Below are 26,345 nucleotides of genomic sequence, written 5' to 3'. Positions count from 1 at the left end.
CCGAAGCCGCCCCTTGTTACTTAGTCATTCGAACCGTCGAAGTCCACCACTTCGACCCAGTTCGCGCCCTTGCCCACCGGGTACTTGCCAAGCTCATGCAGTGCGCCGCTCTTCGCGTCGATACGGTAAGCGCTCAGCGTGGGCGAGAGTTGGCCCACGGCAAAGAGGTACTGGCCCGAAGGGTCGATATTGAAGCCGCGCGGCTGCTTTTCCGTGGCGTACGTGCCGATGCGCGTGAGCTTGCCCGTTTCCTTGTTCACACGATACGCGCCCAGCGTGCTCGACGTGCGCTCCGAGATATACAGATGGCGCCCATCGGGCGTGAGGTGCACGTCGGCGCCCCACGGTTTGTCGCCGGAGAAGCCGGCGGGCAGAATCGAGATCGTCTGGATCGGCTTGACCGTATCGTTCGCCGCGTTGAACGCGAGCACGTGCAGCTTGCCGTCGAGTTCATCGATCAGATAGACAAAGCGCTGATCCGGCGAAAACTGGAAGTGGCGCGGGCCGGAATCCTTGGGCAGCGAATACGCGGGCTTCTCGTCTTCGGTAAGCGCGCCCGTCGAGGCGTCGAACTTCAGCCGCAGCCATGCATCGGCGCCGAGCACCGAGGCGAACGCATAACGGTTGTCCGGCGAGGTGCGAATGATATGCGCCATCGGACCCGTCTTCACGGTTTGCAGCACGTCGCCCGCTACGCCGTTTTCGCCGATGCGGTTCACCGCCAGCAGATTGCCGCCGTACGAAGCGGAAAGCAGATAGCGCCCTGTGCCGTCCGTGGAAACATAGGCCATGCTTTCCGCGAGCGGCGCGCGGCCGAGTTCGACGAGGCGGCCATCGAGCGGATTCACAGCGAAGCTCACCACGCGATACGGCTTCGAGCGCAGCGCCGCATAAAGGTGATGATGATCGGGCGAGAACGCCATCGGCATGACCGTGCCGCCCACCGGCACCGTTTCGACCGCGGCCAGCGCGCCGCTTTGCGCATCGAGGCGGAACACCGAAATGTCCTGGCTATCGGCGTTCGACACGTACACGTAGCTAGCCGCGTGCACGGCCACCGATGCCGCTAGCCCGAAAACGGCACCCACCACGCCACGCAAGATTGCGTTCTTCTTCATCGACTTTCTTCCAGTTTGTTAGTTATATTGATTAGATTCGCGCCTGACTGTCTTCACGCCATCGCGGCAACGCGAAACACCGAAACCGCTTCCTTCATCGATTGCGCCTGGTGCTCCAGTGCGCTCGCAGCGGCGGCCGCCTGCTCCACGAGCGCGGCGTTCTGCTGGGTGACCTGATCCATCTGGCTCACCGCCATGCCCACCTGCTGAATACCGGTGCTCTGCTCGGCGGTAGCCGTGGTGATCTCGGCCATGATGGTGGCAACGTTGCGCACCGAGTTCACGATCTCGTTCATCGCCTCGCCTGCTTGCGCAACGAGCGCGTTGCCGTTACGCACGTCTTCCATCGAAGCGCCGATCAGTTCCTTGATCTCGCGCGCGGCGCCGGCGCTGCGTTGCGCGAGCGTTCGCACCTCGCCCGCGACCACGGCGAAGCCTCGGCCTTGCTCACCGGCGCGCGCCGATTCCACGGCGGCGTTGAGCGCGAGAATATTCGTCTGGAACGCGATGCTGTCGATCATGCTGGTGATCTCGGCAATCTTCTGCGAGCTGGCGCTGATGTCCTGCATCGTCTGCACGGCGCGTCCCACCACGTCGCCGCCGCGCTGCGCGAGATCGGCCGCGCCTGTTGCGAGCGTACTGGCTTCGGAAGCGTTCGCGGAGTTCTGCTTCACGGTGGAGGTGAGTTCTTCCATGCTCGCGGCGGTTTCTTCGAGCGAAGCCGACTGCTCTTCCGTACGGCTCGACAGATCGAGATTGCCCGCCGCGATCTCGCGCGCGGCCGTGTGGATCGCGTCGCAACTGTCGCGCACGCCGGCCACGGTGCGCGAGAGACCCGCCTGCATCCGGCGCATGGCCGCGAACAGCAGGCCAATTTCGTTGCGGCCCGCTTCGGGCACGCGCACCGTGAGATCGTTCGACGCGATGCGGTCGAGCACCGCCGCGGCTTCGGCGAGCGGGCGCGACACGATGCGCTGCAAGGCGAAATGCGTCACGACGACAAGCGCCAGCGCGATCGCCACGCCCACGCCCACGAGACTCACGATCCACGCATAGCGCGCATTGCCGTCATCGAGCGTTGCCTCGGCGAGCGCGTTGGCGAGCTTCTGGAACTTCTCCACGTTCACGGAATACGCCGCGCCCGCGGCGGTGATGTCGGTGTCGTTGACCGCCACGTAAGCGGCGGTGTCGCCATTGCGCAGCGCGTCGGTGGCGCGCGTGAGTGTGCTGGAAAGTTGCGCAGCGGAGTCGAGCAACTGACGCTTGAGATCCGCGTCCATGCCATCGAACGCCGGGGCGTTGGCGAACGCCTGCGTCTCACTCGCCGAAAGCTCGAAGCTATGGGCCGCGCTGTTCAGCGCGGAGTCGCGCGTGGCGGTGTCGTTGCGTTCCTTGAGTGCGCTATAGCCGCGTACGAGCGCCGAGCGCGTGCGCGTGGTGTCCTTGTAGGCGTCGTTGACCAGAATGATCTGACGCGCGATATCGTGCAGGCGTTGGGCGCTGGAGTTCGACTCCCGGAGCGAGACCACGCCCGCGAAGCCGCCAATCAGGATCATCACGCCAAAGATCACCAGCACTGCAAGGAGGCTGGCTCGTACCGTCGTGTTGCGCATGTTGCTTCAATCCCCGGTTTCCATGGTGTTCTTCTTTACGGCTCAAACGCCGGAGTCTTGAGGGTGCGCCCGCCATGTTGTCCAACAACTTGGCCGCATCATCCCACAATCACGTGACTATCCTGAAATTCGAGTTTACCCTTAGGCCAACTCAAGAGGCGCACGGTCCGGTTGCTTCGGCTTCCTGGGCGTTGTACGATTGGCTCTGACAACCAGCGTTGATGTCAAACAACTTGCTGACAACTGGCTGAACAAGCCGAACAGGTCCGCGAACGGAACGCGCTTGACGCGAGTCAGGCGCGTTCTTGCGTAAGGAGATGCGGCGCGCATGAGGCGCGCCGTATGGAGACAGCAGATCCGGGCCCTTCGTTACCCACGCGGCCTGTGTCTCGCGCACGATAGAGGTCGATCCACATGTCGTTGAGCCGCACCGCCACGCAGTCCGATGTCGCCAGGCGCACCAAAGTGCGCTATCTGATTCTCTCGCTGATCTTCATCATCACCACGCTCAACTACGCGGACCGCGCCACGCTCTCGGTCACGGGTTCGGCCATGCGCACCGAGTTCGGTCTCGATGCCATCCACATGGGCTACATCTTCTCGGCGTTCAGCTGGGCCTATGTGCTCGCGCAGATCCCTGCGGGCTGGGTGCTCGACCGTTTCGGCGCGCGCCGCGTGTACGCGGGCAGCATCTTCCTGTGGTCGCTCTTTACGCTGCTGCAAAGTTCGATTGGCCTCTTCGGCAGCGCGGGCGCCGCCATCGCGGGCCTTTTCGCACTGCGCTTCGCGATGGGCGCGGCCGAAGCGCCCGCCTTCCCCGCCAACGCGAAAGTGGTGGCGAGCTGGTTCCCGGCGAAGGAGCGCGGCACGGCCTCGGCCATCTTCAATTCAGCGCAGTATTTCGCGGCGGTGGTGTTCACGCCGCTGATGGCGTGGCTCACGCACGCGTATGGCTGGCATCACGTGTATATCGTGATGGGTGTGGGCGGCCTCGTGCTCGCCTTTGCGTGGATCAAGTTCATGAAGAACCCGGCCGATCATCCGGGCGTGAACCAGCAAGAGCTCGAATACATCGAGGCGGGCGGCGGCATCGTGAACGGGCATCAACGCGCGGCACGTAAAGAACGCAAGGGCGCGAACTGGGCGGTCATCCGCCAGCTGCTCGGCAACCGCATGCTGCTGGGCATCTACCTCGCGCAGTACTGCATCAACGTGCTCACGTACTTCTTCCTCACGTGGTTCCCGATCTACCTCGTGCAGGCGCGCCACATGACTATCCTGCAGGCGGGGCTCATCGCTTCGCTGCCCGCCATCTGCGGCTTCCTGGGCGGCGTGCTGGGCGGCGTGGCTTCGGACGCGCTCATCCGCTCGGGCCGCTCGCTGACCGTGGCGCGCAAGGTGCCCATCGTCGGCGGCATGGTGCTCTCGTCGTGCATCATCGGCTGCAACTATGTGAACAGCGACTGGATCGTAGTCGCGCTCATGTCGCTCGCATTCTTCGGCAAGGGTCTGGGCGCGCTCGGCTGGGCCGTGATCGCCGATACCGCGCCGCGCGAAGCCATCGGCCTCTCGGGTTCGATCTTCAACATGTTCGGCAATGTTGCCGGCATCGTCACGCCGATCGTGATCGGCTATCTTGTGGCGGAAACCGGCTCGTTCAACGGCGCGCTCGCCTTCGTCGGTGTCAACGCGCTCATCACGGTGATCAGCTATCTCGTGATCGTGAAAGACATCAAGCGCGTGGAGTTGAAGGCCGCCTGAAGCGGCGGCACGTTACGACTTCTCGTGGCCGTGCGCCCGCCGCGCGAGCGTGCGGGCCGCGACAATGGCGGCCGCGAAGCCAGAAGCCGCGCCCACCAGCAAGGCCCAGCGCGGCCCCCAGTGGTCGGCGATCCATCCCACGATCGGCGCGCCGATGGGCGTGCCGCCCAGCGCCACGGCCAGGCGGATCGCCAGCACGCGCCCGCGCATGCCAGGCTCCGTGGAAAGCTGCATGAGGCTGTTGGTTTCGGTGGTGAACGTGAGCGCCGCAATGCCGATCATCACGAGCGCGCCGCCGAACCACCAGTAGCCGGGCGCAACGGACGCCAGCACGCATCCCACCCCGAACGCCGCCGCCGCGAACAACAGCGAGACGAAACGCGGATGGCTGCGCCCCGCGCCGAAGAAGGCGCCGCTCATGGTGCCCACCGCCATCATGGAAGAAAGGAGTCCGTAGCGTCCCGCGTCGGCGTGGAAGACGTTCACGGCCATGGTCGAGATGAAGATCGGGAAGTTCAGCCCGAAGGTGCCGATCAGGAACAGCATGACGAGGATAGCCCGCAGGTCGGGACGCGCCCACACGTAGCGGAATCCCGCGGCAATGCCGCCCTTCGCGGGCTGCTTGTGCTTCGCTGAACGCAACTCGTCCACGCGCAGACGCGTCAGCGAGATCAGCACGGCGACGAACGAAAGGCCGTTGAGCAGGAAGGCCCAGCCCACACCCACCGAAGCAATGACGAGCCCCGCCACCGCCGGCCCGATCATGCGTGCGGCGTTGAACGAGGTGGAATTGAGCGCAACGGCGTTGGATAGATCGGCGTCGCCGACCAGCTCCGAGACGAAGGTTTGCCGCACCGGCGAATCGAATGCCGTCGTGCAGCCGAACAGGAAAGCGAACACGTACACGTGCCAAAGGTGCACGAGCCCCGTTGCCGTGAGCACGCCCAGTGCAATGGCAAGCGCGCCGAGCAGCGCCTGCGTGACCATCAGCAGCTTGCGCTGGTCGAAGTGGTCGGCGGCGAACCCCGACCAGGGCATGAACAGCATTTGCGGTCCGAACTGCAAGCCCATCACGATGCCCACCGCGGCCGCGCTGTGATGCGTGAGGCCGGTAAGGACGAGCCAGTCTTGCGCCGTGCGCTGCATCCACGTGCCGACGTTCGAGACGAGCGCGCCCGCCGACCACACGCGATAGTTGTAGCTCTTGAGCGAACGAAAGAACCCCGAAGCTGGAGCGCCCATGTGACCGCCTCGCCTCAGTCGGCCACGAGCCGCTTGAGCAGTTCGACTGCGGCGGCTAGCTGCTGTTGCTCGGCGCCGGAAAGACGCGTCTCTATCCTGCGCGAGAGCCAGTCCTGGCGTGCGGCCCGCCCTTCCTTGAGCCACTCGCGAAAGGCATGGGTGAGCGACCAGAGCGTTTGGCGCCCGTCATTGGGGTCCGGCGCGCCGCTGATATGGCCCGCCGCCTCGAGCGGCGCGATGAGCGTGCCCATCGACTGCGGGCGCATGCCCTCCGCGCGCGCGAGACTCGACACCGTGGCCGGCCCCTCGCGTTCCAGCCGCAGCAGCACGGCCATCTGCGACGGCGTGAAGTCGCCGAGGATCGCCTGCTCGCGAAAACGGCGGCGCAGTTGCCCGACTAGCGCTCGCAGGTCGCCGGCTAGCGACGCGGCAAGGTCGGGAGGGGGACTTTTGGCGCGGTCGGTCATCCCCGCATTCTAGAATATATGAAGGTAAACTGCAAAGACAACCTTCATATCTCGACCAGGGACACCGACACGAATTGACGCGAAGGGTGCTCAGAACCCCTGCGCGGTGGCGCCCGTGGAGTGCACGACCAGCAGCACGACACCCAATATGCAAGCGCCAATCAACGCGGCCAGCCCAACGGCCACGAACGGGAGCCAACTGAAGTTGATATTCGCCAGGTCGGCTTCGTGCGACGCGCTCTTGCGCACGCCAAAGAAGCCCCACAGCACCATGCGCACCATATGAATGAGTTCCATCATCTGCTCCATCGGGTTCGACTACGTGCATTCATCTTCGAACTTCACAGGGGGCAAAAAAAGCAGCAGTTGCGAACAATCTGAGCGATGCAGTAGCAGCAGTCCCGACTGCAGATAAAGAAACGCCCCGGTACTCGCGCACCGGGGCGAAAGGCTTGCCACGCTACAGGCAAAAAGAGCCGCAAGCGCTGCGGGTTTAGGTGATGATCCAGGCACTCGCGCAGTAATCCCGGCGCATCCCGGGAGAACAGACCCGGACTGCGATGCGCACTGGCCGCGATCATCCGCCCTCCCAGGCAGGTCGTATAGAAGCAGCCGACGCATAATTGAGCGCAGCAGATCGGAATCCCGCTCCGGCACGCCGCAAGAAAAGCACGAGTCGACCCATGACAGCATTGGAAGAGCCAGAACGTATGACACGCTATGAACGCCTCGCGCAGAGCATGGCCGCCGAGATTCGCTCCGGCAACCTGAAGCCGGGCTCTCGCATGCCGTCACTGAGGCAGATCATCGCGCAGCACGGCGTGAGCCAGTCCACGGCGGCACGTGCCTACTACGTGCTCGAACAGTGGGGCCTCGTGCGCGCCGAAGAACGTTCGGGCTACTACGTCGCGCCGCTCTCGAAACCTGCCAAGGCCGATTCACGCGCAACGCCAGGCGAAACCGCCACCGTCGATATCAGCGAACTCGTGTTTTCGGTGCTCGACGCCGCCAAGCGCCCCGGCATCGTGCCGCTCGGCTCCGCGTTCCCTTCCCCGCTGCTCTTTCCACTGTCGCGGTTGGCGAAATCGCTCGGTCAGGCCGCGCGCAGCGTGAGCCCGTGGAGCACGGTGGTCGATCTGCCGCCGGGCAACGAGAACCTGCGGCGGCAAATTGCGCTGCGCTACATGCGCGTTGGCATCTCGCAGCCGGCCGAGGACATTATCATCACGAACGGCGCGCTGGAAGCGCTCAATCTTTGTCTGATGGCGGTCACGCAGCCTGGCGATATCGTCGCGGTGGAGTCGCCGGGCTTTTATGCGGCGCTTCAGGCGATCGAGCGTCTTGGCCTGCGCGCGGTCGAAATTCCCGTGGATACCGCCACTGGGCTCGACCTCGACGCGCTGGCGCAAGCGCTGGAGAAGCACCCCATCCGCGCCTGCTGGTTCATGACGAACTTCCAGAACCCCACGGGCGTCACGTTGTCGGCGGCGAAGAAAGAAGCGCTAGTCGAACTGCTCGCGAAACACGAGGTCCCGCTCATCGAAGACGATGTGTATGGCGAGCTGCACTACGCGCCGAACTATCCGCCGCCGGCGATTGCGTTCGACCGGCGCGGCCTCGTTATGCATTGCGGCTCGTTTTCGAAGAACCTGGCGCCAGGTTATCGCGTGGGCTGGGCGAGCGCCGGGCGCTTCGCCGAGCGCGTGCAACGTCTCAAGCTCATGACGACGATCTCGGCGAGTATTCCCGCGCAGGCCGGTATCGCCGACTATCTGGAGCACGGCGGTTACGAGCGTCATCTGAAGAAGATCCGGCTGGCTATGCAAACGCAACGCGATGCGATGATCGAGGCGATCCGCCGGTGGCTGCCTGAACGCACGCAGTACACCCGGCCCGAGGGCGGATATTTTCTGTGGCTCACTTTCCGCGAGCCCATCGACGCCATGGCGCTCCATCGTCTCGCTATCGAGCGCGGGATCAGCGTCGCCCCCGGCCCGCTCTTTTCCGCGTCGCATGCTTTCGAAAATTGCATCCGGCTCAATTACGGTCATCCGTGGTCGCAGCGCATCGACGAGGCGATCCGCACGCTCGGCGAACTGCTCGTTCATCCCGATGTGTGCTCTCGATCGTGATCAATCGATGCGCGCGGCGACAACCCATAGCAACCTTAACTGCCGAAGAACAGGTTGCAGAAACTCGCCGGGCCCACACAAGTGTTGGCGTCCCTTGCCGGCGTCATCGCCCGACGGTGCGGCGCCTGATAACTATTCGCTCGCGGCGTATCTGCCTGAGCCGATTGCTGGATATCCGCATGTGCGGGCGCGAGCGGTTCTGCGTGGACAGCGAAGCTAGCCGACAGCGAACATGCAAAAAGGACAGCAGTAAGCAGTTTCATTTCAATCTCTCTCTAGCCAAGGTGAGGGAGGCGACGCCTCCGGGGAAACAACGTGGCCAGATTAATCACTTGCAGTAGATAAGAGAATCCCGCAGTCTCGGGAATGAATCTTCCATTTAACGGAAGCATCGACGGGTCGGCTTGCGCAGAGCGCTTCGGACACTCACAGCAGGCAAACGCGACTCAGATCCACCGTGCGGCGATAGACGTTCCTGTTGAGCCACGGAACGAAGGTGTATTCGTCGTAGGCAGTACTGCCAACGAATATCCAGTTGTGCAATATGTGAGACATAGCGACCTCTCAGGCTCTGGACGACTGCGCATGCGTCTCGCAGCAAGCCATCACGACATCATCACGAGACCTTCGCTTCGCTTCATCGGTTGCGGCACGCGTATCACGTCATCGGCAGCCGCCTTCGCGGGCGCCCGGAAGAACTCGGTGCAGAAGTCGACGAACATCCTGAGCCGCGCCGGGATCAGTTCCCGGTGAGAATAGAACAGGCATATTTCAACGCCGCTATCCGCTGCCGTGCACTCCGGCAGGATGTGCACGAGATGCCCGATGTCGATATCTTCGCGAACCATGGCTTCAGGCAGCGTGGCAATGCCCGTTCCATTGAGCGCTGCCGCGCGCAGCACTACCTCGTTCCCTTCCATCGACGATATGGGCGACACGCTCACTTTCCGGCCGCCCTCACGCAGATCGATGAAGTCCGCGCTCTTCTTTCTCGTTTCGGGATCGATCAGCAGAAAGTGACTGGCGAGCTTTGAAGCGGATTCCGGTGCACCGTATTGCTCGAGATACGCGGGAGAAGCCACGAGAATGCGACGCGACCGGCAAAGCGTGCGGCGAATCACGGTGGACTGCTCGACGAGTTGAGGCGGAAGAATGGCGATATCGAAGCGGCCGTCGAACAGGTTTGTTGCATGGTCCTGAACGGAAACCACCAGACTCACGTGAGGCGCGATGGCGCGATACCGCCGCACCAGCCGCGAAAACGTTCCGCTCATCAGCATCGGGTGCACGACAAGTCGCAGCTTTCCACCATTGACCTCATGCTCCAGCGCGATTCGCCGGTTCGCTTCGTCGAGTTCTTCGAGCAAACGGCAACAGATCAGGTAGTACGATTGCGCGGCTTCTGTCAAAGAGACGGACCTCGTTGTTCTGAGCAAGACTCGGGTCTGAACGCATTCCTCGAGCTTGGCGATCGCTTTCGACACGGACCCAGTGGTCACATTCAACGATTCCGCGGCCTTGCTAAAGCTCTGATATCGCGCAGCGGCGACGAATGCACGCAACATGTAAAGCTGATCCATCTCGCACCTCACAAGTGTTTTGCCCTGGCCGACGATTCAAGCGTAAGCGCGTAAGCCGTGCGATGGTATCGTCCGATATGGTGTGATGCCTTATGCAGGCGCGTGCGCGTCTAATACATTCGGATGGCTTGAGCGAGTGACCTGGATAGCGGCGGAGCATGAATTCCGAACACTCAGCCGTGTTACTTCGTCAACAGTTCGCTAACCAGTGCGAGAAGTCGTGCGTCGTCCACGGGCTTCGAAAGGAAGCCGGCGGCGCCGTTGGTTTTCGCGCGCGCGAGCATAGCCTCGGTCGCGTACGCGGTAATGAAAATGACAGGAATTGGGCGCTTCCATAGCTTGATCGATTCGAGCAACGCAAACCCGTCCATGCCCGGCATCTGGATATCGGCAACGACGAGCTTCAGTTTCGATCGGCGCGTATCGTCCAGAAGATGATTGGCGGACGCGTACGCAATGACATTCCAGCTTGCCGAACGCAGCGAACTGGATAGCGCCATCCGGACGGATTCATCGTCGTCCACCATTGCGATCGTCGCCGACGAGCGCGCTGGTTTTATGTGGGGTCCGGTGGACATCGAAATGTTGCAGAAAGGTAGAATCTTTCTGCAAAATACAGGCCCGCTGAAGGGGTAGCAATCACACCTTCGGATGATTCTTGTGACAGTTCGTATGTGCAGAGCGAGATCCGCGCGCTGAGGAACGCGGCCGTCGCTCAGCGAAGGGTAAATGCCTACCTGGCGCTCTGATAAGCCGGTTGCACCTGCTGCAACTTCTTGATGAGTTCGGCCACGGATCGCGCATTGAGCTTGTGCATGGCTTGCGCCCGATGGATCTTGACTGTGACCTCGCTCAGGCACAGGAGGTCGGCAATCTGTTTGTTCAACAGGCCTTCCGACACGTGGCCGATCACTTCGCGCTCGCGCGCCGTCAGCGAATCGTACGCTTGGCGAATGCTCGCAACGAGCCTCGCCTGGCGCCTCAGTTCGCCATCGCGTTTCAGCGCTGCAGCGATCGTATCGAGCAAATCCTGATCCTTGAATGGCTTGGTCATGAAATCGAAAGCGCCGGCTTTCATTGCCTTGACGGTCATGCCGATATCGCCGTGTCCCGTTAGAAAGACGATGGGAAATCGAATGCTTTCTTTGAAGGCTTCCTGTTGAAGCGTAAGACCGCTTGCGCCTCGCAATCGAATGTCGAGAATGAGACAGCTCGGCACATCCGGCATTTTCTCGGCAAGAAATTCGTCAGCCGATTCGAACGCACGAACCTCGATGCCGACTGACATGAGCAGACTGGTTAGCGCGCCTCGAATAGACTCGTCGTCGTCAATCACGTACACCAGCGAGTCCGGTGGTTGTTCACTTCGCGTCCCAACGCTATCGTGGTTCATCGCTCGATCTTCGAAAAGTTCGTGATGGCGAAAAAGTGCCGATGCTCGTCATATAGTAAGCAATAGCAAGACTTATAGCTACCGCTTGCGGGTTGCCCTTTATTTGAACCAGGCGCCCACATAATTCATCTTCTTTAGTACGGCGCCTTCGGCGCACACGCCTCTCGAACTACACGAGTCATACCGGCGTATGAGGGACCACATGCCGGCAAGCTGTAGCTTCAGCCATACGGAGAATAGTCAGCCTGGCGCTGCACGCATAATCTTTTCCCAGCGGATCGTCGCGCAATCGGGATCATTGCTCAGGTTGGGTGCGCAAAATGAAAGTCGCTATCGTCGTGCTTGATGGTGTGCAGGCCCTGGATATTGCCGGCCTGCTCGACGTGTTCGCCGAAGCGAACCATTTCCTCGGCGAGACGCGCCAGTATCAGGTGCCCCTCATTGGAGAGCACGTGGGCGAGGTCGCATGTTCGAACGCAATGCAGCTCTGCGTGCCGTGGGGCTACGCGGACTTCCGTGCGAACGTCGATGTTCTGCTCGTGACGAGCGGCTCGCGCAACGCGAGCGTTCGCCCGAAACAGGATTTTCTGGACTGGCTGCGGCGACGCGCACTTGAGTCGAAGCGATACGGCTGCGTTTGCAACGGCGCGTGGCTGCTCGGGCGCGCAGGTATGCTCGATGGGAAAGAGGTCGCCACGCGCTGGACCGACGCGAGCCAGATGGCCAGCGAATTCCCGCGTGCCCGGATACGCCCCGACAAAAACCTGATCCGCGATGGACGTCTGATTTCATCTGCCGGCGCGACCGCCGGACTCGACCTTGGTCTCTCTCTCGTTGCCGAAGACTGGGGCCAGAATGTCGCCGAACACGTTGCAAGACGTCTTGGCGCCACTCTGCAGAGCGAGCCATACGACCGTGACCCCTACGTCGCGACGCTTGCCGACGAAAGTTCGATCATCGCAAAGGTACAACGTCATATCGGCGACCACCTTTCCGACGTGCTTTCGATAGAGCAACTCGCCGACGCTGTCTACGTGAGCCGGCGCACCTTATCGAGGATCTTTGCGAAGTATCTCCACACTACACCTTCCGCATTCGTCGACCAGGTCCGTGTCGGTGCTGCAAAAAGGCTACTGGAGGAACGCAACATGCCGATGAAAACGATTGCGTTCAACTGTGGCTTTCATAACGCTGCGCACATGCGCATGGTGTTTCAAAGACGCCTCAACGTCACCCCCCGGCAATACCGCCAACAGTCCCGCAATACCGAGGTCGCCACAGTCGCACTCTCCCCGCCCGCGTTTGCGAGCGGCCTTCACGCGAATCCTTCGTATGCCCCCATGGAGGCCACCGCGTGAGCGCGCGCCGCCTGCGCAGGCTCGCCGCGCCACTGCGATTTGTTCTTGCGACGCAAGACTCTTTGTCCATGGCGGGTGTTCGAATTCGCGCCAGATGCGCCTAGAGTGCTGCTTCATCGGATCCGTCGATTCGATCGGCCAGGTGGCCGGCTTACCCCTACTGCGAGAGACACAATGAGCACTTCCAAGGTCGTCATCGTTACCGGAGCATCGCAGGGCATTGGCGCTGAAACCGTCAAGGCCTTCCGCGCGCAAGGTCATCGCGTGGTCGCTACGGCCCGCTCCATCACACCGGCCGTTGAAGCGGACTATGTTGCCGTGGCTGGCGACATCGGCGACGCCGCCACGGCTCGCCGTGTGGTGAACGCCGCCATCGAGCACTTCGGTCGTGTCGATACGCTCGTCAACAACGCAGGCATTTTCATTGCGAAGCCGTTCACGAAGTACACTGCCGAAGACTACGCGGCGATCCTGAACGTCAACCTGAACGGCTTTTTCTACATCACGCAATACGCGATCGAAGCGATGCAGAAGCACGGCAGCGGCCACGTGGTAAGCATCACCACCACGCTTGCCGACAAGGCAAACAGCAAAGTGCCCTCCGTTCTCGCTTCGCTTACCAAGGGTGGCCTGAACGCGGCGACGAGGTCGCTCGCAATCGAATATGCGCGCGCGGGAATCCGTGCCAACGCGGTCTCGCCTGGCGTAATCAAGTCGCCGATGCACGCTCCCGAAACGCACGCCGCGCTCGGCGCGATGCATCCGGTCGGTCGCATGGGCGAAATGAGCGACATCGTCAACGCGATTCTCTATCTCGACTCGGCGCCGTTCGTGACTGGCGAGATCCTGCACGTGGACGGCGGCCAGAGCGCAGGTCAATAAGCGCTTGAGCGCCGCCCGCGCCCCCGACATGAACGATTCATCGGGGGCGCTGCGTGCGCAAGACATTCATTGCACGTTCGTCAGCGTCTTCGTAATGACGAGCCATCTGTCGCGCTGGCGCATGATCGAAAAATAATTGTAGTAGTTGAAACCAAGCATGCGCACGTGCAGTTTGGCCGTCGCGATGTTGTGCTGAACATCCAGCATCAGCAGCTCCGTCTCGACCGGCTCACCCAATTCAGCCGGCGATTTCCTGTTTGCAACCCCCGCAAGATACTCGTCGATCGTCTTGTAGTAGGGTTGGCCATTCACCTCCCCCGCTACAATCGCACGCGGATCGAACACCGTTCTCAACTGCTCCACATCGCCACGCCAGGTGGCGTCGAAATAGCGCTGGACGAGTTCGACGACTTCGTTGCTGTCGCTCATTGCTGCACACTCCTCATGGATTTCCGCCTCTGGCCGGAAATTGGAAGCGTGCTGCGCAATCGCTTGCGCAGCACGCTCTCGAACAGCCAGGAACAAACAGGAACGACCAGGACCCAACTCGCTCACGCGAGCGGGCCTTCGATCTCGTTGAGTCTTTCCTCGAGGGCGTTGACGCTCGCATAGCCCGAATGCACGGCGTACGTCCGGCCTTGTTCTTCAAGCAGCAACGTAGGGAACGACGCAACGCCGAGCGCTCGCGAACGTGCGAAATCGCGCTGCGTCTCTTCCTTCGTTTCTGCCGCCGCCCATGCCTGGTAGAACGCGTCGACGCTCACCTCAACCCCCGCTGCACGCAGCGCTGTTGCCGCGATATCGCTCAACACGTGACCATCGGTCGTATCGCGCCCTTGCGCATAGAAGCCATTCTGAAGCGCGCGGAACACCGAGAGCAACGCCTCACCACTGGCGAACCGGCGCGCCGCCACGACGGCGCGGCATACCGGCTCGGTATCGTAGACGAACCCCTCGCGCGCCATGAACGCCTCGCGGTTGAACGGCAAGCCGCTTAGCGATTCAACGCGCTGCCAATGCTGCAGCCGGAAACGCTTGCCGGCTGCATCGAGTACATCGGTCGCGCCAGCGCGAATACCACCGACCACGATTTCCAGTTTCAGATCGGGCACGCGCGCGACGAGCGCCGAAAGTTCCTTGCCAAAGCCATAGCACCACGAACACATCGGATCGCCAACATAGATCAGTTTCATTCTTGCTCGCTTAAATGAAGGGACAACGCTGGGGTCGCGGGGCCCCATGCCCTGCGTCGCTTCCAGCCATCCAAGCCACTATATGATTCCGCGCTGCCCCGATAAACGCAGTAGCCAGAACTTCTTTTGTTACATGGCGGAAAGAAGAAGCTATTGTCACGATCGGACTGGCGCTGCCGCACCCCTAGAACATGTCAGAAGCTGTTTGATGGCCCGCGCGCGTCCCGCTCGGCTCCTGCGCATTCCTCGACGGGATGAATGGTCCGGTGATCATCTCCGAATAGCTCATGCCGGGCCCGACCATTGGAAACACATCGGCATCCTGATCAATCATGACTTCGAGGAAGGCCGGACCGTCAAAGTCGATGAAAGCCCTGAGTTTTTCCTCGACTTCGCTCAGAACCTGGACGCGCTGCGCGAACTCAAACCCGTCGGCGCGCGCCGCCATGACGAAGTCCTTTCGATGAAGCGACTTGTCGCTCACGCACAGGCGCCCGTCGTAAAAGAGACGCTGCCACTGGCGGATCATCCCGTCGCCGACATTGTTGAGCAGCAACACTTTGACCGGCACGCCATACGTGGTCGCGGTCTCCAGGTCGCCGATGTTCATGCGCATACTGCCGTCACCGTCGATGTCGATCACGAGAGCATCCGGCCGCCCCATCTGGGCGCCGATCGCAGCGGGCAAGCCGAATCCCATCGTCCCCATGCTGCCCGACGTGAGAAAGCTGCGCGGCTCGACGAAGTCGAAGAACTGCGCGGCCCACATCTGGTGCTGGCCGACGCCTGTAGTGACGATAGCCCGGCCGCCAGTCATCTCACTCAACTTTTCCACCACGAACTGCGGCTGAATGAGCGGGCTATTGCGGTCGTAGTTCATGGTGTAGCGCTGCTTCAGTTCCCTGATGTGGTCGAGCCACGCCAACGGCGCTTGCACATGCGCCTCGTGTTTCATCAGCGACAGCAACGTGTCCTTCGCGTCGCCCACATGGGTCCAGTGCGCGCGCTTCACCTTGTTGATCTCCGCTTCGTCGATATCGATGTGCGCCACAAAGCGCGCTCGCGGCGCAAATGCGTGAGGGCGGCCGCCGGCGACCCGATCGTCGAATCGAGCACCCACGGCGATCAGGAAATCGCAATCTTCTACCGCGTAGTTCGCGCAGGCCGCGCCGTGCATGCCCAGCATGCCGAGCCCCAGTTCGTGCTTCACGGATATCGTGCCGAGCCCCATCAACGTATTCACCACGGGAATCCGATAGCGCTCTGCGAACTCACGCAGTTGCGCCGTGGCGCCGGCCGTGATGACGCCACCGCCCACATACAGCAGCGGGCGCTTGCTCTGCGCCAGCAGATCGAAGAATTCGTCGCGCTTGCTCTCTTCGAGACGCGCGCCCGTCGCCACCTTGCGAAGACGGTCGGAGTAACCGCGAAACGCCAACGTACCGTGCCCCTGCCAGGTGCCGGTCCAGTTCTGGATGTCTTTGGGCACATCCACGACAACGGGGCCGGGACGACCGGTGCGAGCCACTTCGAACGCAGTGCGCAGCGTTTGTTCGAGCTTGTCCGGATCGGTAACCAGGAACACCTGCTTGGCACACGCCGACATGATGTTGAACACCGGCGCTTCCTGGAAAGCATCGCTGCCGATGGCGGCACGCGGCACCTGTCCGCAGATGAGCACCACCGGCACCGAATCGCCATTACAGTCTGCGATCGGCGTCACCGCGTTGGTCGCGCCCGGGCCCGACGTCACCATGAACACGCCCACTTTTCCGCTCGCGCGCGCATATCCCGCGGCCATGAAGCCGGCGGTCTGCTCGTTGGCGGGTACGACGAGGTTGATCTGACGCTCGGGGTCGTCGGCATGCAGTTCGTTGAAACGAAATACTGCGTCATAGGTCGGCAGGATCGCGCCGCCGCTGTAGCCGAATACGGTATCGACACCCTGTTCGCTAAGTACGCGCAAGATGATATCGGCACCTGACATCGGTGCGCCGGGAAGCGGCACTTTTTGCGCGCTCTTCGAAGCAATTTCTGGGTTTTGGGTCATAGCTGGCTCGTACGGAAACGGGCGCTGATGCGATCAGCGGCCAAACACAACGGATCATTTCCCTTCCGACTCAAGAACAGCGTATGTCCCCTACCAGCTCGTGGACGACGGCTTCAGCGGGTTCTCCGTATGAAGCACAGCCCACCCGGCACTCTTTTGACGTGCGCCTGGAAAAACCGTGAGAAAGGGTGTTAAGGATTCTGACAACGATTGAAGCGAATTGCGTCAACAAGAAGGTTCTTTATGGGCCAGGATAAGTCTCATCCGGGCCACGCGATCCCTTCCTACCATTCGGCAATGCCCACGTCGTACTCCTCGTCGTAGAAAGCGACCAGAAACTCCTCAGGCATCAGCCACGAGTCGACGCTCACGGTTTGCGCCCCAACATCGACATCGACCTTCGCGTCGGCGTCCACGGACTTCATCGCATGCACGATCGTCGAAAGATCGTCCGTGCGGATTTCGGTTTTCATCGCGAACTTCACTTTTCACCTCTCTCATTTGATAAGCACTCTAAAGCACTATACGACCAACACTCGATGCATCCAACCCGGCTGACCTCAATTCACTCTTTACATCGCGTAACCACACCAGGCAGCATGGGGCGACCATCAGACTTCGTCGAGGACGTCCACCTCTTCGGTGAACGCCAGGACCGCTTGCCGCACGCCGGCGACACCCAGGCCACTCAATCGGAGCAGTTCGGAACGCTCGCCGTGCTGGACGAACTCGTCGGGCAGTCCGAGCCGTAGCATTCGAACAGCCCAGCCTTCCGCTGCGATCCGCTCGGCGCATGCGGCACCCGCTCCGCCAATCACGGTCCCCTCTTCGATTGTCACGATTACCTCGTGCTCGTTTGCAACCGTCATCAGCAGGTCTTCGTCGAGCGGCTTGACGAAGCGCATATCGACCACGGTCGCATCGATCTCCTTTGCGACCTCCATCGCGACCGCGAGCAATGGCCCAAACGCCAGAAACGCCACCCGCTCGCCGCCCTGCTTGCCCGACACCCGGCAAACCAGCCCTCTTCCGAGCGGCAACGTTTCTGTTGTCCGCTCAATGACTTCAGATCCGGTTGTCGCTCGCGGATAGCGCACCGCGCAGGGGCCCGGCCATGCCAGCCCCGTGTTCAGCATGCGATAGCATTCCTTTTCATCGGACGGGGTCATGATCACCATATTCGGGACGCAACGCAGGGCCGCAATGTCGAACGCACCCAGATGCGTGGCACCATCGCCCCCGGCAATCCCCGCGCGATCCAACGCGAACAGAACCGGCAGGTTTTGCAGGGCGACATCGTGGATCAACTGGTCATACCCGCGCTGAAGAAACGTCGAGTAGATCGCCACAACGGGCCGCATTCCCTCGACGGCAAGTCCGGCCGCCAGCGTGACCGCGTGCTGTTCCGCGATACCCACGTCGATATAGCGATCTGGATAACGACGCTCGAATTCGGTCAAACAGGAACCTTCGCTCATCGCGGGCGTGATGCCGAAGATTCGTTCATCCGTCGCCGCTGAGTCACACAGCCATTGGCCAAATACCTGGCTGTAGGTCAACTTGCCGCCTCTCTGCCGCACCAGACCCGTCTCGGGCCGGAACGGACTGGGTCCGTGGTAAGCAACGGGATCGAGTTCTGCAGGCCGATAACCGTTGCCTTTTTTCGTCACCACGTGAATGACGTGCGGGCGTGTGCGTGTCCTCGCGTCCCCCAACGCGGCGAGCAACGTCGGAATATCGTGACCATCGACGGGACCGACGTAATCCAGACCCAGTGTTTCGAATAGCGTGGAAACAGGGACCTTCGTTTCATGCCGCCAACGCCTGACCAGCGACTCGAGATGATCGTTCAGCCCCCCGACTGCCGGCGAAATCGACATGCGGTTGTCATTCAGAACAATCGTGAGCGGCAACGTCTCGCAGGACCCCGCGTGATTCAAGGCTTCAAACGCCATACCCGCAGACAGTGCACCGTCGCCGATGACCGCAACGACGCGAGTGTCTCGGCCGCGCAGCCCCAAGGCCATGCCGACTGCCGCCGATAGGGAAGTGCCAGCGTGTCCGACACCGAACGTGTCATACGGCGACTCGTCGCGAGTCGGAAAGCCGGCCATCCCGCCCACTTTCCTCACGCTTTGCATTCCTGATTTTCGACCAGTCAGTATCTTGTGCGGGTAGGACTGATGCCCCACGTCCCAGACCAGGCGGTCGTTCGGCGTATCGAACACATAGTGAAGCGCGACGGTCAACTCCACCACACCGAGACTCGATGCCAGATGACCACCGGTACTCGACACACTGTCGATCACGAATTCTCGAACCTCGTCGACCAGGCGCTCAAGCTCACTCTCCTTTAGATCGCGCAAATTGTTCGGGAAATCGATCATGTCAATCAAGTTCATGACGTTTCAATCCTTAATGTATTGAATTCAACCCGCTTTCAGGTCATCCGTGGTCCAGCCACCGCCGAGCGCGTGAATGAGATCGACGTTGGCATCCAGTTGCTGCGTACGCAGCGCGATTACGCTGCGTTGTGCTTCGAGCTCGGCGGATTGCGCCTCGACCACGTCCAGATAGCTCACCGCGCCGCGCTGATAGCGCGCGAGCGCCAGGTTGAGCGCGGTTTGGGCGGCATTGGCGGCATCCTGTTGCTGATTCGTCGCGGTGCCCAGGTCGTCGAGCAACGTGAGGTTGTCTTCCACCTGTCTGAACGACGTCAGCACCACGCTGCGGTAGCGTGCGCCGGCCTCCGCTGTGGCCTCCTTCGCGGAATCCAGCTGCGCCCGGCGCTTGCCGCCGTCCAGCAGATAGACCGCCAGAGACGGTCCGATCGCCCAATACGAACTGGAAAGGCTGAGCAGATTGCCGAGCACCGAACTCTGCACGCCACCTTGCGCGCTAAGCGTGAGCGTTGGGAAGTACGCCGCGCGGGCAACGCCGATTTTCGAATTTGCCGCCGCAATGCGCCGCTCGGCGGCGGCGACATCCGGCCGCCGTTGCAGCAGCGTCGACGGCACGCCGACCGGAATGACGGGCAGCGCGATGGAATCGGTACCCGGCGCGAGCTGGAACTCCGAGGGCGAAGCGCCGACCAGCACCGCCACCGCGTGCTCCAGCAATGCGCGTCTCGCCCTGATCTGCGTGAGTTCGGACTGGACAGACGACAACTGGTTGCTGGCACGCGCGACGTCGAGACCCGACACGATTCCCGCGCCATGCCGATTGCGGGTCAAGTCGAGCGCCTTCTGGTACGCCTCCTGGGTAGCCTCGATAAGCTGGATTTGCTGATCGAGGCCGCGCAGGTCGATGTAGCTTCGCGCCAGCTCGATTTCAAGGCTCAACTGCGTCGAAGCCAGATCCGCTTTCGACGCCTGGCCTTCGTCCTTGCTTGCGGCAACGGAATCGCGCACGCGTCCCCAGAGATCGACTTCGTAGTCGACTTCGACGCCCAGCGTGGCCGAGTTGTAATCGGTCGGCCCAGTCGGGCTGCGCAACGGCCGCGTGTCCGACTCGCGCTCGCGCTGAAGATTGCCAGCAGCGGACACCTGCGGATACATCTGCGACTTCACCTGCCGGATATACGCCTGGGACTGCTCATAGTGGAACAGCGCCGCGCTCAGATCGGGATTATTCGCGATCAGCCGTTGTTCGAGGTCGTCGAGTTCGGGCTCCTTGTACAGCTTCCACCATCCCGCACGGTCGAGCTGGTCAGCGGGGCTCGCCACGGTCCACGGTCCCTGCGTCTGGTACTGCGCCGCAACGGGCGCTTCGGGAGCCTCGTAGTGCGGCGCGAGCGAGCACGCAGCAAGCGCCACGGCACTCACCAGCGCGGCCAATTTCAGATACCTGGTCATGCTACTCACCTTTAGCCTTTGGCGCGCTCACCTGCACATGATCGCCTTCAACGAGTCCATCGGGCGGCGCGTCGACCACGCGGTCGCTTTGCGCCAATCCCGAGCCGATATCGACCGCGTTACCCAGGTCCTGCACGATCGAAACGGGTTTGAAGTGAACGGTGTCGTTGCGATCGACGGTGGCGAGCCGCAGTCCCCGGTTGTCGAATATCAGCGCGCTGGCCGGCACCCGCAATGCGTCGGCGCGTGCCGGCAGCGCAAAGTGCAGATTCACGAAGTCGCCCGGCAACAGCAAATGACCCGGGTTGTCGACCATCAACTGGACGAGCGACGTGCCCGATGCGGCGTTGACCGAGTCCGCCAGACCCACCACGGTGGCCGTGAAGGTCTTGCCGGGATACTCCGGCACGGTGAAGGTGCCCGTGCCGCCCGGCTTGACCGCCGGCACGTATTCCTGCGGCACGCGCACGTACACACGCAGCTTGTCAACACTCGATACGGAGAAGAGTTGCGGCTCCGCACCCCCGCCGGCATTGATCAACGCGCCGACATCGGTGTTACGCGCGGTGATCACACCGTCGAACGGGGCGACGATCCGCGCGAAGCTCCTGGTCGCGACGAGCCGGTCCAGATTTGCCTGCGCCGCCGCTACGCGGGCCTCTTTCGCCACATAGTCCTGCGTGCGGTCATCGACCTCCTGGCGCGAGACTGAATCGGAGTCCAAAAGACTTTGCCAGCGTGCCGCGGTCGTTTTCGCGAGCGCGGCGTCGGCTTGGGCGCTTGCGAGATCGGCCTTCGCCTGGATCAACTGCTGATCGAGTTCAGGCGTCTCGATCTCGGCGAGCGTTTGACCTGCCTTCACAGGCGTGCCGATATCGACACTCCATGATTTCAGGTATCCGCTCACCCGTGCATAGATGGGCGCGCTTTCGAAGGCCTCCAGCCTGCCAGGGAGATCCAGCGACCCGCCCGGCGCCTCCGGCGCGGGCACGACGACAGTCACGGACGGAACGGCTTGTGCCTCAGTCCAGTCCTTCAGCTGATGTTCGTGCTTCATGCGAAGCGAGACGCCTCCTGCCACGATGAGAACGGCGAGCGCACCGCCGACAAGACCTGTAAAAGAGAGCTGACGTTGCGCGCGTGCGGCGCGGGTTGTGGGTTCAGACGACATGGATCGAATCTCCGGGAATCTGCGCGGCCGTCGATGTGCGACCCCGACGCGAGTGGATCATGCAAAAAATAGCGGGCACGAGAAAAAGCGTTGCGGCAGTGGCGAACAGCAGTCCGCCAATCACCGCGCGGCCCAACGGCGCGTTTTGCTCTCCGCCCTCGCCAAGACTCAACGCCATCGGCGCCATGCCGATAATCATCGAGAGCGCCGTCATGAGGACCGGCCGGAAGCGGGTCGTGCCGGCTTCCAATGCGGCTTTGAACGCGTCGCCGTGCTCGGCCAGACGTTCGCGGCTGAAACTCACCACCAGAATGGAATTGGCCGTGGCCACCCCCATGCACATGATTGCGCCAGTCAGTGCGGGCACCGAGAGCGTGGTATCCGTTGCGAACAACATCCATACGATGCCGGCCAGTGCGCCAGGCAATGCCGCCACGATCACGAGCGGATCGGACCACGACTGGAAATTCACCACGATGAGCAGGTAAATCAGCACCACCGCGCCCAGAATCCCGAATGACAAGCCCCCGAAGGCGTTGTTCATCGTCTGCGCCTGGCCAAGCAGAACGACCTTCGCCCCCTTGGGCGCACCTTTGGCATTGGCCGAAACGATGTGGCGAATGTCGGCCGCAACCGCACCGAGATCGCGGCCCTGGGTCGTGGCGAACACCTCGACCATGGGCTGGACGTTGTAGTTGCTCACCACTTCGTTGCTCGCCGTGCGGTGAATACTCGCCACGCCGCCAAGGATTTGCCCGTCGTTCGCCTCAGCGCCGCCGCTCACGGGCAGATTCACCAGCGACGCGAGCGAATCCACGCTGTACTGCGGCGTCTGGAGAACGATCGAATACTCCACGCCATTGGCTGCATTGAGCCAGTACGTCGGGTTGATCTGGCTCGATCCCGCCATGTGCACCACGAGGCTATTGGTCACATCGCGTTCGGTCAGGCCCTGCAGCGACGCACGGTCGCGATCGACGTCGATATTGAATTGCGGATTGGCCTGCGATTGCTCGATGCGCGCGTCGACAACGCCGGGCACATGCCGGATCTGACGCAGCAGTGAATTTGCGTAGGCGAAGTCGGCCGGCAGATTGTTGCCTCGAATCTGCAAATCAATCGGTGCAGGCGAGCCGAAGTTCAGGATCTGGCTCACGATGTCCGCAGGCGGGAACGAGAACGTCACGCCGGGGAACGCGCGCGGCAACGATTCGCGCAACTTGCGCACGTAGGCAGCGGTGGGTCCGTGACCTTCGTTCAGCGTGATCTGAATGTCGCCGTCCTGCGGGCCAATCGTGCCCGTGTTGTTGTAGGCCGTATTGATGGAACTGGTGGAGAGTCCAATGTTGTCCACCACGGTGCCCAGTTCGGACGGCGGAATCGTCGCGCGAACCTGAGCTTCCACTTCGGCGAATATCTCGGAGGTTCTCTCCACACGCGTACCCACCGGCGCACGCACGTGCAACAGGATCTGGCCCGCGTCGACGTCCGGGAAGAAGTTGCGCCCAAGGAGCGGCAACAACGCGAACGACGCCACAACGAAAGCAAAGAAGCCGATCACGAACGCGCGGCGACGCACCAGCACCCATTCGAGCATCGCAACGTAGTTCGAGCGCACGCGCTCGAAGCGCTGCTCGAATCCGCGGTGAAAGCGCGCCCACACGCTGGAAGAGTCGCGATGTCCCTGTTCATGCGCGTGCGACTTCAGCATGTACTTCGCCATCGTCGGCACGAGCGTGCGCGACAGAATGAACGACGAAATCATCGCGAAGATCACCGACTCGGCCATCGGCACGAACAGGAACCTCGCCACGCCATTCAGGAAGAACATCGGCACGAACACGATGCAGATGCAGAGCAACGAGACGAACGCCGGCGTCACGATCTGCGCGGCGCCATCGAGAATCGCGCTTTCGACGTCCTTGCCTTGCTCCAGGTGCCAGTTGATGTTCTCGATGGTCACGGTCGCGTCGTCCACGAGAATGCCCACCGCTAACGCCAGGCCGCCGAGCGTCATGATATTGAGCGTCTCGCCGAGCACCGAAAGCGCTGAGATCGACCCGAGAATCGCAAGCGGAATGGAGGTCGCGATAATGATCGTCGAGCGCCAACTGCCCAGGAACAGCAGAATCATCACGCTCGTGAGCAACGCGGCAATCAAGCCCTCACGCGCAACGCCCTTGATTGCCGAACGCACGAAGATCGACTGATCGCCAATCGCATCGATCTGCAGCGCGTCGGGCAAGGAGGCCTTCGCGTCGGCAACCTTCTGGCGAATGCCGCCGATAATCGACAATGTCGAAGCCGAGCCGTTCTTGAACACCGTGAGCAGTACCGAACGCTTGCCTTCCACGTGAACGATATTGGGCTGCGGTGGGCTGCCGTCGGTCACGTCGGCGACGTCATGCATATGCACAACCGTACCGTTGGCGGACTTGACCGGCAGATTCGCAATGGCCGCGATCGTCGCCGGCGCATCGTTCAATTGCAGCGTGTACTCGTAGTTGCCGATCTTTTCGGTGCCAACCGGCGTCACGAGGTTCTGCGCCGTCAATGCATTGAGCACATCCTCGGCCGACAATGAGCGCGCCTCGAGTTCCGAGGGCTTGATGTTGATTTGTACCTGCCGGTCTTTGCCGCCAAACGGAAACGGGATAGCGGCGCCATTCACCGTCGCCAGAATCGGGCGCAACTGGTTCTTGCCGAGGTCGGCCAGATTCTGTTCCGAAAGCCCCTTGCCCGAAAGCGCGAGCTGAATGATCGGAACCGTCGAAGCGTTGTAATTGATGATGAACGGCGGCGTCGCCGAAGGCGGCAACTGCTTCAAAATCTGCTGCGAAATTGCCGTCACCTGCGCATTCGCCGTGGCGATATTGGTGCCCGGCTGAAAGAAGATCTTGACGATACCGTAGCCGGTGAGTGAAGTGCCTTCGATGTGTTGAACGCCATTCACGGTGGTCGTCAACACCCGCTCGTACGGAGCCATCACACGACCTTCCATCTGGTCGGGCGAAAGCCCCGTGTACTGCCATACCACGCTAATCACCGGGATATTGATCGAAGGAAAAATATCCGTAGGGGTACGAAACGCCGACAGAACGCCGACGATCAGGATAAACACGGCCAGAACGACGAAGGTATAAGGCCGTTTCAGCGCAATGCGCACGATGCCAATCATGATTATTCCATTATTCGAAGCTGGCATCGACCTGAAACGCGGCGGATTCCAGCAAGCAGATTCTCGATTCCTTGAATCAGTCTGCGTTTGATGGGACCTGGCCCGCGGTTGCACGAGGCGCACCGATCCAGTGGACGGCGAAAGCAACGATCCCGAGCGCGACACCGAACGCCACGATGCCCGACCAGCCAAAGCGGCTCATGAGCCAGCCACTGACCGTCGCACCGAACGCGCCGCCGAAAAAGGTGGCCGTCATATAGAGACTGTTGATTCGACCTTGGGCTTTCGGATCGACTGAGAAAGCGCGAGTCTGGTTAGAAACGAGACCCGACTGCACACCGATATCGAGCACGATCACGCCCACAATCAGCATCGTGAGCGACGTGGCAGCGCCGGAAAGAATCAGGTAGGCAAGTGTCGCGATGCCGATACTGGCGCCGATGACCTTGCGGAACCCCACCCGGTCGGTGGCATTGCCCCCCAGCGATGCGGCAAACGCGCCGGCCGCGCCGATGATGCCGAAGCCGCCCGCCCACGCACTGCCGAGATGCCACGGTCCGCTCTTGAGCAGCGCGGCAAGATTGACCCAGAAGGCGTTGAAACAGGCCCACAGCAACGACTGGATAATCATCGATTCACGAATCGGACGATTGTCGCGAACGAGCGGCCACAGCGAAGCGAGCAGGCGTCCATACGAAAGATTCGTGGAGGGCACACCCTTCGGCAGAAGCACAGCGGCGGCGATGAAGACCGGCACCATGAACGCGGCTTCCGCGCCGTACACCGCACGCCAGCCCCACGCCGCGCCGATCACGCCGGCGATCGTTCGGCCGACCAGAATGCCGACCATGATGCCGCTCACGACGGTGCCGACGTTACGCCCCCGCTCGCTCGGCAACGACATGACGGCCGCAAAGGGCACGAGTTGCTGCGGAACGCAACTCACGATGCCAAGCGCAAACGAAGCCGCGATCAGTGCCCAAATGCCGGGCGCAACCGCCGACGTCGCCGCAAAAACGAGTGCGAGCGCGATTTGGGTGAGCACGAGCTTGCGCCGGTCGAAGCGATCGCCAAGCGGCAACAGCAATGCGAGCCCGGTCGAAAAGCCGAGCAGCGCCGCGCCGGCGACGAGATCGACCGCGGTGATGTTGACCCGCAGGCCCGCTGCGATCAACGGCAGAATCGGCTGCGTGCAATAGATGTTGGTGATCACGGCTCCTGCGATGATCGCCATCATGACAATCTTGCCGCGCGATGCGACGGCGGGTGTAGCTGGACTTGCGGGTGAGTTGGGTGCACCGCTCACGAGAACCTCCTTATTCGTTGAATTTCTCCGGGGTTTGCAGCGAATTG

Annotated in this window: 22 protein-coding genes; 4 read left to right on the top strand and 18 right to left on the bottom strand. The window is 61.7% G+C overall.

The features are described 5' to 3' along the window. Window positions 1-20: 20 nt before the first annotated feature. Both JMY28_RS27975 and JMY28_RS27970 read right to left on the bottom strand, forming a co-directional pair. Window positions 21-1,118, bottom strand: coding sequence for a lactonase family protein (locus JMY28_RS27975; RefSeq protein ID WP_201699143.1), 1,098 nt, complete (start codon window positions 1,116-1,118; stop codon window positions 21-23). Between the two features lie 53 nt (window positions 1,119-1,171). Continuing rightward, on the bottom strand, window positions 1,172-2,731 hold the full coding sequence (locus JMY28_RS27970; RefSeq protein ID WP_201699142.1) for a methyl-accepting chemotaxis protein: 1,560 nt from the start codon (window positions 2,729-2,731) through the stop codon (window positions 1,172-1,174). A 414-nt stretch (window positions 2,732-3,145) separates the two neighbouring features. On the opposite strand from JMY28_RS27970, the gene JMY28_RS27965 reads away from it, so the two are divergent. Further along, a complete protein-coding gene (locus JMY28_RS27965; RefSeq protein WP_201699141.1) occupies window positions 3,146-4,492 on the top strand; it encodes an MFS transporter in 1,347 nt (448 codons plus the stop codon). A 12-nt stretch (window positions 4,493-4,504) separates the two neighbouring features. Here JMY28_RS27965 and JMY28_RS27960 read toward each other — a convergent pair whose 3' ends face one another. The 3 genes from JMY28_RS27960 to JMY28_RS27950 all read right to left on the bottom strand — a co-directional run bounded on the left by JMY28_RS27960 (window position 4,505) and on the right by JMY28_RS27950 (window position 6,498). Then, on the bottom strand, window positions 4,505-5,734 hold the full coding sequence (locus JMY28_RS27960) for an MFS transporter (protein WP_201699140.1): 1,230 nt from the start codon (window positions 5,732-5,734) through the stop codon (window positions 4,505-4,507). Window positions 5,735-5,748: 14 nt separating this feature from the next. Then, window positions 5,749-6,201, bottom strand: coding sequence for a MarR family winged helix-turn-helix transcriptional regulator (locus JMY28_RS27955; RefSeq protein WP_201699139.1), 453 nt, complete (start codon window positions 6,199-6,201; stop codon window positions 5,749-5,751). Between the two features lie 90 nt (window positions 6,202-6,291). Continuing rightward, on the bottom strand, window positions 6,292-6,498 hold the full coding sequence (locus JMY28_RS27950; RefSeq protein WP_201699138.1) for a DUF2970 domain-containing protein: 207 nt from the start codon (window positions 6,496-6,498) through the stop codon (window positions 6,292-6,294). Window positions 6,499-6,911: 413 nt separating this feature from the next. Between JMY28_RS27950 and JMY28_RS27945 the strand changes: the two genes are divergently transcribed. After that, window positions 6,912-8,333 carry an aminotransferase-like domain-containing protein gene (locus tag JMY28_RS27945; RefSeq protein ID WP_201699137.1) on the top strand — a complete coding sequence of 474 codons (1,422 nt, stop codon included), beginning with the start codon at window positions 6,912-6,914 and terminating at the stop codon, window positions 8,331-8,333. A gap of 426 nt (window positions 8,334-8,759) precedes the next feature. Here JMY28_RS27945 and JMY28_RS39375 read toward each other — a convergent pair whose 3' ends face one another. The 4 genes from JMY28_RS39375 to JMY28_RS27930 form a co-directional block, all read right to left on the bottom strand. Further along, complete coding sequence (locus JMY28_RS39375) at window positions 8,760-8,888, bottom strand: hypothetical protein (protein WP_268960666.1); 129 nt, start codon at window positions 8,886-8,888, stop codon at window positions 8,760-8,762. Window positions 8,889-8,938: 50 nt separating this feature from the next. Further along, a complete protein-coding gene (locus JMY28_RS27940) occupies window positions 8,939-9,898 on the bottom strand; it encodes a LysR family transcriptional regulator (RefSeq protein WP_236597079.1) in 960 nt (319 codons plus the stop codon). A gap of 197 nt (window positions 9,899-10,095) precedes the next feature. Further along, window positions 10,096-10,491: a response regulator gene (locus JMY28_RS27935; protein WP_201699135.1), complete on the bottom strand. Its 396-nt coding sequence runs from the start codon at window positions 10,489-10,491 to the stop codon at window positions 10,096-10,098. A 155-nt stretch (window positions 10,492-10,646) separates the two neighbouring features. Beyond that, entirely contained in the window at window positions 10,647-11,306 is a 660-nt protein-coding gene (locus JMY28_RS27930; RefSeq protein ID WP_201699134.1) for a response regulator transcription factor, read from the bottom strand. A gap of 320 nt (window positions 11,307-11,626) precedes the next feature. On the opposite strand from JMY28_RS27930, the gene JMY28_RS27925 reads away from it, so the two are divergent. Continuing rightward, window positions 11,627-12,664, top strand: coding sequence for a GlxA family transcriptional regulator (locus JMY28_RS27925; RefSeq protein WP_201699133.1), 1,038 nt, complete (start codon window positions 11,627-11,629; stop codon window positions 12,662-12,664). Window positions 12,665-12,838: 174 nt separating this feature from the next. After that, the gene (locus JMY28_RS27920) at window positions 12,839-13,546 is read left to right on the top strand and encodes an SDR family NAD(P)-dependent oxidoreductase (protein ID WP_201699132.1); all 708 of its coding nucleotides are present in this window, start codon (window positions 12,839-12,841) and stop codon (window positions 13,544-13,546) included. A gap of 66 nt (window positions 13,547-13,612) precedes the next feature. On the opposite strand, the gene JMY28_RS27915 is transcribed toward JMY28_RS27920, so the two are convergent. The 9 genes from JMY28_RS27915 to JMY28_RS27875 form a co-directional block, all read right to left on the bottom strand. After that, window positions 13,613-13,975, bottom strand: a complete 363-nt coding sequence (locus tag JMY28_RS27915) for a nuclear transport factor 2 family protein (RefSeq protein ID WP_201699131.1) — start codon at window positions 13,973-13,975, stop codon at window positions 13,613-13,615. 122 nt (window positions 13,976-14,097) lie between these two features. Beyond that, complete coding sequence (locus JMY28_RS27910; RefSeq protein ID WP_201699130.1) at window positions 14,098-14,739, bottom strand: DsbA family protein; 642 nt, start codon at window positions 14,737-14,739, stop codon at window positions 14,098-14,100. Window positions 14,740-14,923: 184 nt separating this feature from the next. Then, window positions 14,924-16,789, bottom strand: coding sequence for a biosynthetic-type acetolactate synthase large subunit (gene ilvB, locus JMY28_RS27905; protein WP_201699129.1), 1,866 nt, complete (start codon window positions 16,787-16,789; stop codon window positions 14,924-14,926). 284 nt (window positions 16,790-17,073) lie between these two features. Further along, a complete protein-coding gene (locus tag JMY28_RS27900) occupies window positions 17,074-17,262 on the bottom strand; it encodes a copper chaperone (protein ID WP_407945549.1) in 189 nt (62 codons plus the stop codon). 138 nt (window positions 17,263-17,400) lie between these two features. Beyond that, a complete protein-coding gene (dxs, locus tag JMY28_RS27895) occupies window positions 17,401-19,191 on the bottom strand; it encodes a 1-deoxy-D-xylulose-5-phosphate synthase (RefSeq protein WP_201699127.1) in 1,791 nt (596 codons plus the stop codon). 27 nt (window positions 19,192-19,218) lie between these two features. Then, a complete protein-coding gene (locus tag JMY28_RS27890; protein ID WP_201699126.1) occupies window positions 19,219-20,643 on the bottom strand; it encodes an efflux transporter outer membrane subunit in 1,425 nt (474 codons plus the stop codon). 1 nt (window position 20,644) lies between these two features. Further along, a complete protein-coding gene (locus JMY28_RS27885) occupies window positions 20,645-21,814 on the bottom strand; it encodes an efflux RND transporter periplasmic adaptor subunit (RefSeq protein ID WP_201699125.1) in 1,170 nt (389 codons plus the stop codon). Continuing rightward, the gene (locus JMY28_RS27880; protein WP_201699124.1) at window positions 21,804-24,992 is read right to left on the bottom strand and encodes an efflux RND transporter permease subunit; all 3,189 of its coding nucleotides are present in this window, start codon (window positions 24,990-24,992) and stop codon (window positions 21,804-21,806) included. The genes JMY28_RS27885 and JMY28_RS27880 overlap by 11 nt, the downstream gene beginning before the upstream one ends. Before the next feature lie 76 nt (window positions 24,993-25,068). After that, window positions 25,069-26,298 carry an MFS transporter gene (locus JMY28_RS27875; RefSeq protein WP_201699123.1) on the bottom strand — a complete coding sequence of 410 codons (1,230 nt, stop codon included), beginning with the start codon at window positions 26,296-26,298 and terminating at the stop codon, window positions 25,069-25,071. Between the last annotated feature and the right edge of the window lie 47 nt (window positions 26,299-26,345).

Source organism: Paraburkholderia hiiakae, from assembly GCF_904848665.1.
Taxonomy (GTDB): domain Bacteria; phylum Pseudomonadota; class Gammaproteobacteria; order Burkholderiales; family Burkholderiaceae; genus Paraburkholderia; species Paraburkholderia hiiakae.
Note: the sequence above shows the minus strand (reverse complement) of the source record. Positions and strands in the feature narration are given on the sequence as shown.

Bases quoted from the DNA above. Each gene is read 5' to 3' on its own strand.
- JMY28_RS27920 (WP_201699132.1), top strand. From the start codon at position 12,839: ATGAGCACTTCCAAGGTCGTCATCGTTACCGGAGCATCGCAGGGCATT.
- JMY28_RS27975 (WP_201699143.1), bottom strand. From the start codon at position 1,118: ATGAAGAAGAACGCAATCTTGCGTGGCGTGGTGGGTGCCGTTTTCGGG.
- JMY28_RS27930 (WP_201699134.1), bottom strand. From the start codon at position 11,306: ATGAACCACGATAGCGTTGGGACGCGAAGTGAACAACCACCGGACTCG.
- JMY28_RS39375 (WP_268960666.1), bottom strand. From the start codon at position 8,888: ATGTCTCACATATTGCACAACTGGATATTCGTTGGCAGTACTGCCTAC.
- JMY28_RS27925 (WP_201699133.1), top strand. From the start codon at position 11,627: ATGAAAGTCGCTATCGTCGTGCTTGATGGTGTGCAGGCCCTGGATATT.
- JMY28_RS27970 (WP_201699142.1), bottom strand. From the start codon at position 2,731: ATGCGCAACACGACGGTACGAGCCAGCCTCCTTGCAGTGCTGGTGATC.
- JMY28_RS27955 (WP_201699139.1), bottom strand. From the start codon at position 6,201: ATGACCGACCGCGCCAAAAGTCCCCCTCCCGACCTTGCCGCGTCGCTA.
- JMY28_RS27915 (WP_201699131.1), bottom strand. From the start codon at position 13,975: ATGAGCGACAGCAACGAAGTCGTCGAACTCGTCCAGCGCTATTTCGAC.
- JMY28_RS27890 (WP_201699126.1), bottom strand. From the start codon at position 20,643: ATGACCAGGTATCTGAAATTGGCCGCGCTGGTGAGTGCCGTGGCGCTT.
- JMY28_RS27945 (WP_201699137.1), top strand. From the start codon at position 6,912: ATGACACGCTATGAACGCCTCGCGCAGAGCATGGCCGCCGAGATTCGC.
- JMY28_RS27910 (WP_201699130.1), bottom strand. From the start codon at position 14,739: ATGAAACTGATCTATGTTGGCGATCCGATGTGTTCGTGGTGCTATGGC.
- JMY28_RS27880 (WP_201699124.1), bottom strand. From the start codon at position 24,992: ATGATTGGCATCGTGCGCATTGCGCTGAAACGGCCTTATACCTTCGTC.
- JMY28_RS27940 (WP_236597079.1), bottom strand. From the start codon at position 9,898: ATGTTGCGTGCATTCGTCGCCGCTGCGCGATATCAGAGCTTTAGCAAG.
- JMY28_RS27885 (WP_201699125.1), bottom strand. From the start codon at position 21,814: ATGTCGTCTGAACCCACAACCCGCGCCGCACGCGCGCAACGTCAGCTC.
- JMY28_RS27960 (WP_201699140.1), bottom strand. From the start codon at position 5,734: ATGGGCGCTCCAGCTTCGGGGTTCTTTCGTTCGCTCAAGAGCTACAAC.
- dxs (WP_201699127.1), bottom strand. From the start codon at position 19,191: ATGAACTTGATTGACATGATCGATTTCCCGAACAATTTGCGCGATCTA.
- ilvB (WP_201699129.1), bottom strand. From the start codon at position 16,789: ATGACCCAAAACCCAGAAATTGCTTCGAAGAGCGCGCAAAAAGTGCCG.
- JMY28_RS27950 (WP_201699138.1), bottom strand. From the start codon at position 6,498: ATGGAACTCATTCATATGGTGCGCATGGTGCTGTGGGGCTTCTTTGGC.
- JMY28_RS27935 (WP_201699135.1), bottom strand. From the start codon at position 10,491: ATGTCCACCGGACCCCACATAAAACCAGCGCGCTCGTCGGCGACGATC.
- JMY28_RS27900 (WP_407945549.1), bottom strand. From the start codon at position 17,262: ATGAAAACCGAAATCCGCACGGACGATCTTTCGACGATCGTGCATGCG.
- JMY28_RS27965 (WP_201699141.1), top strand. From the start codon at position 3,146: ATGTCGTTGAGCCGCACCGCCACGCAGTCCGATGTCGCCAGGCGCACC.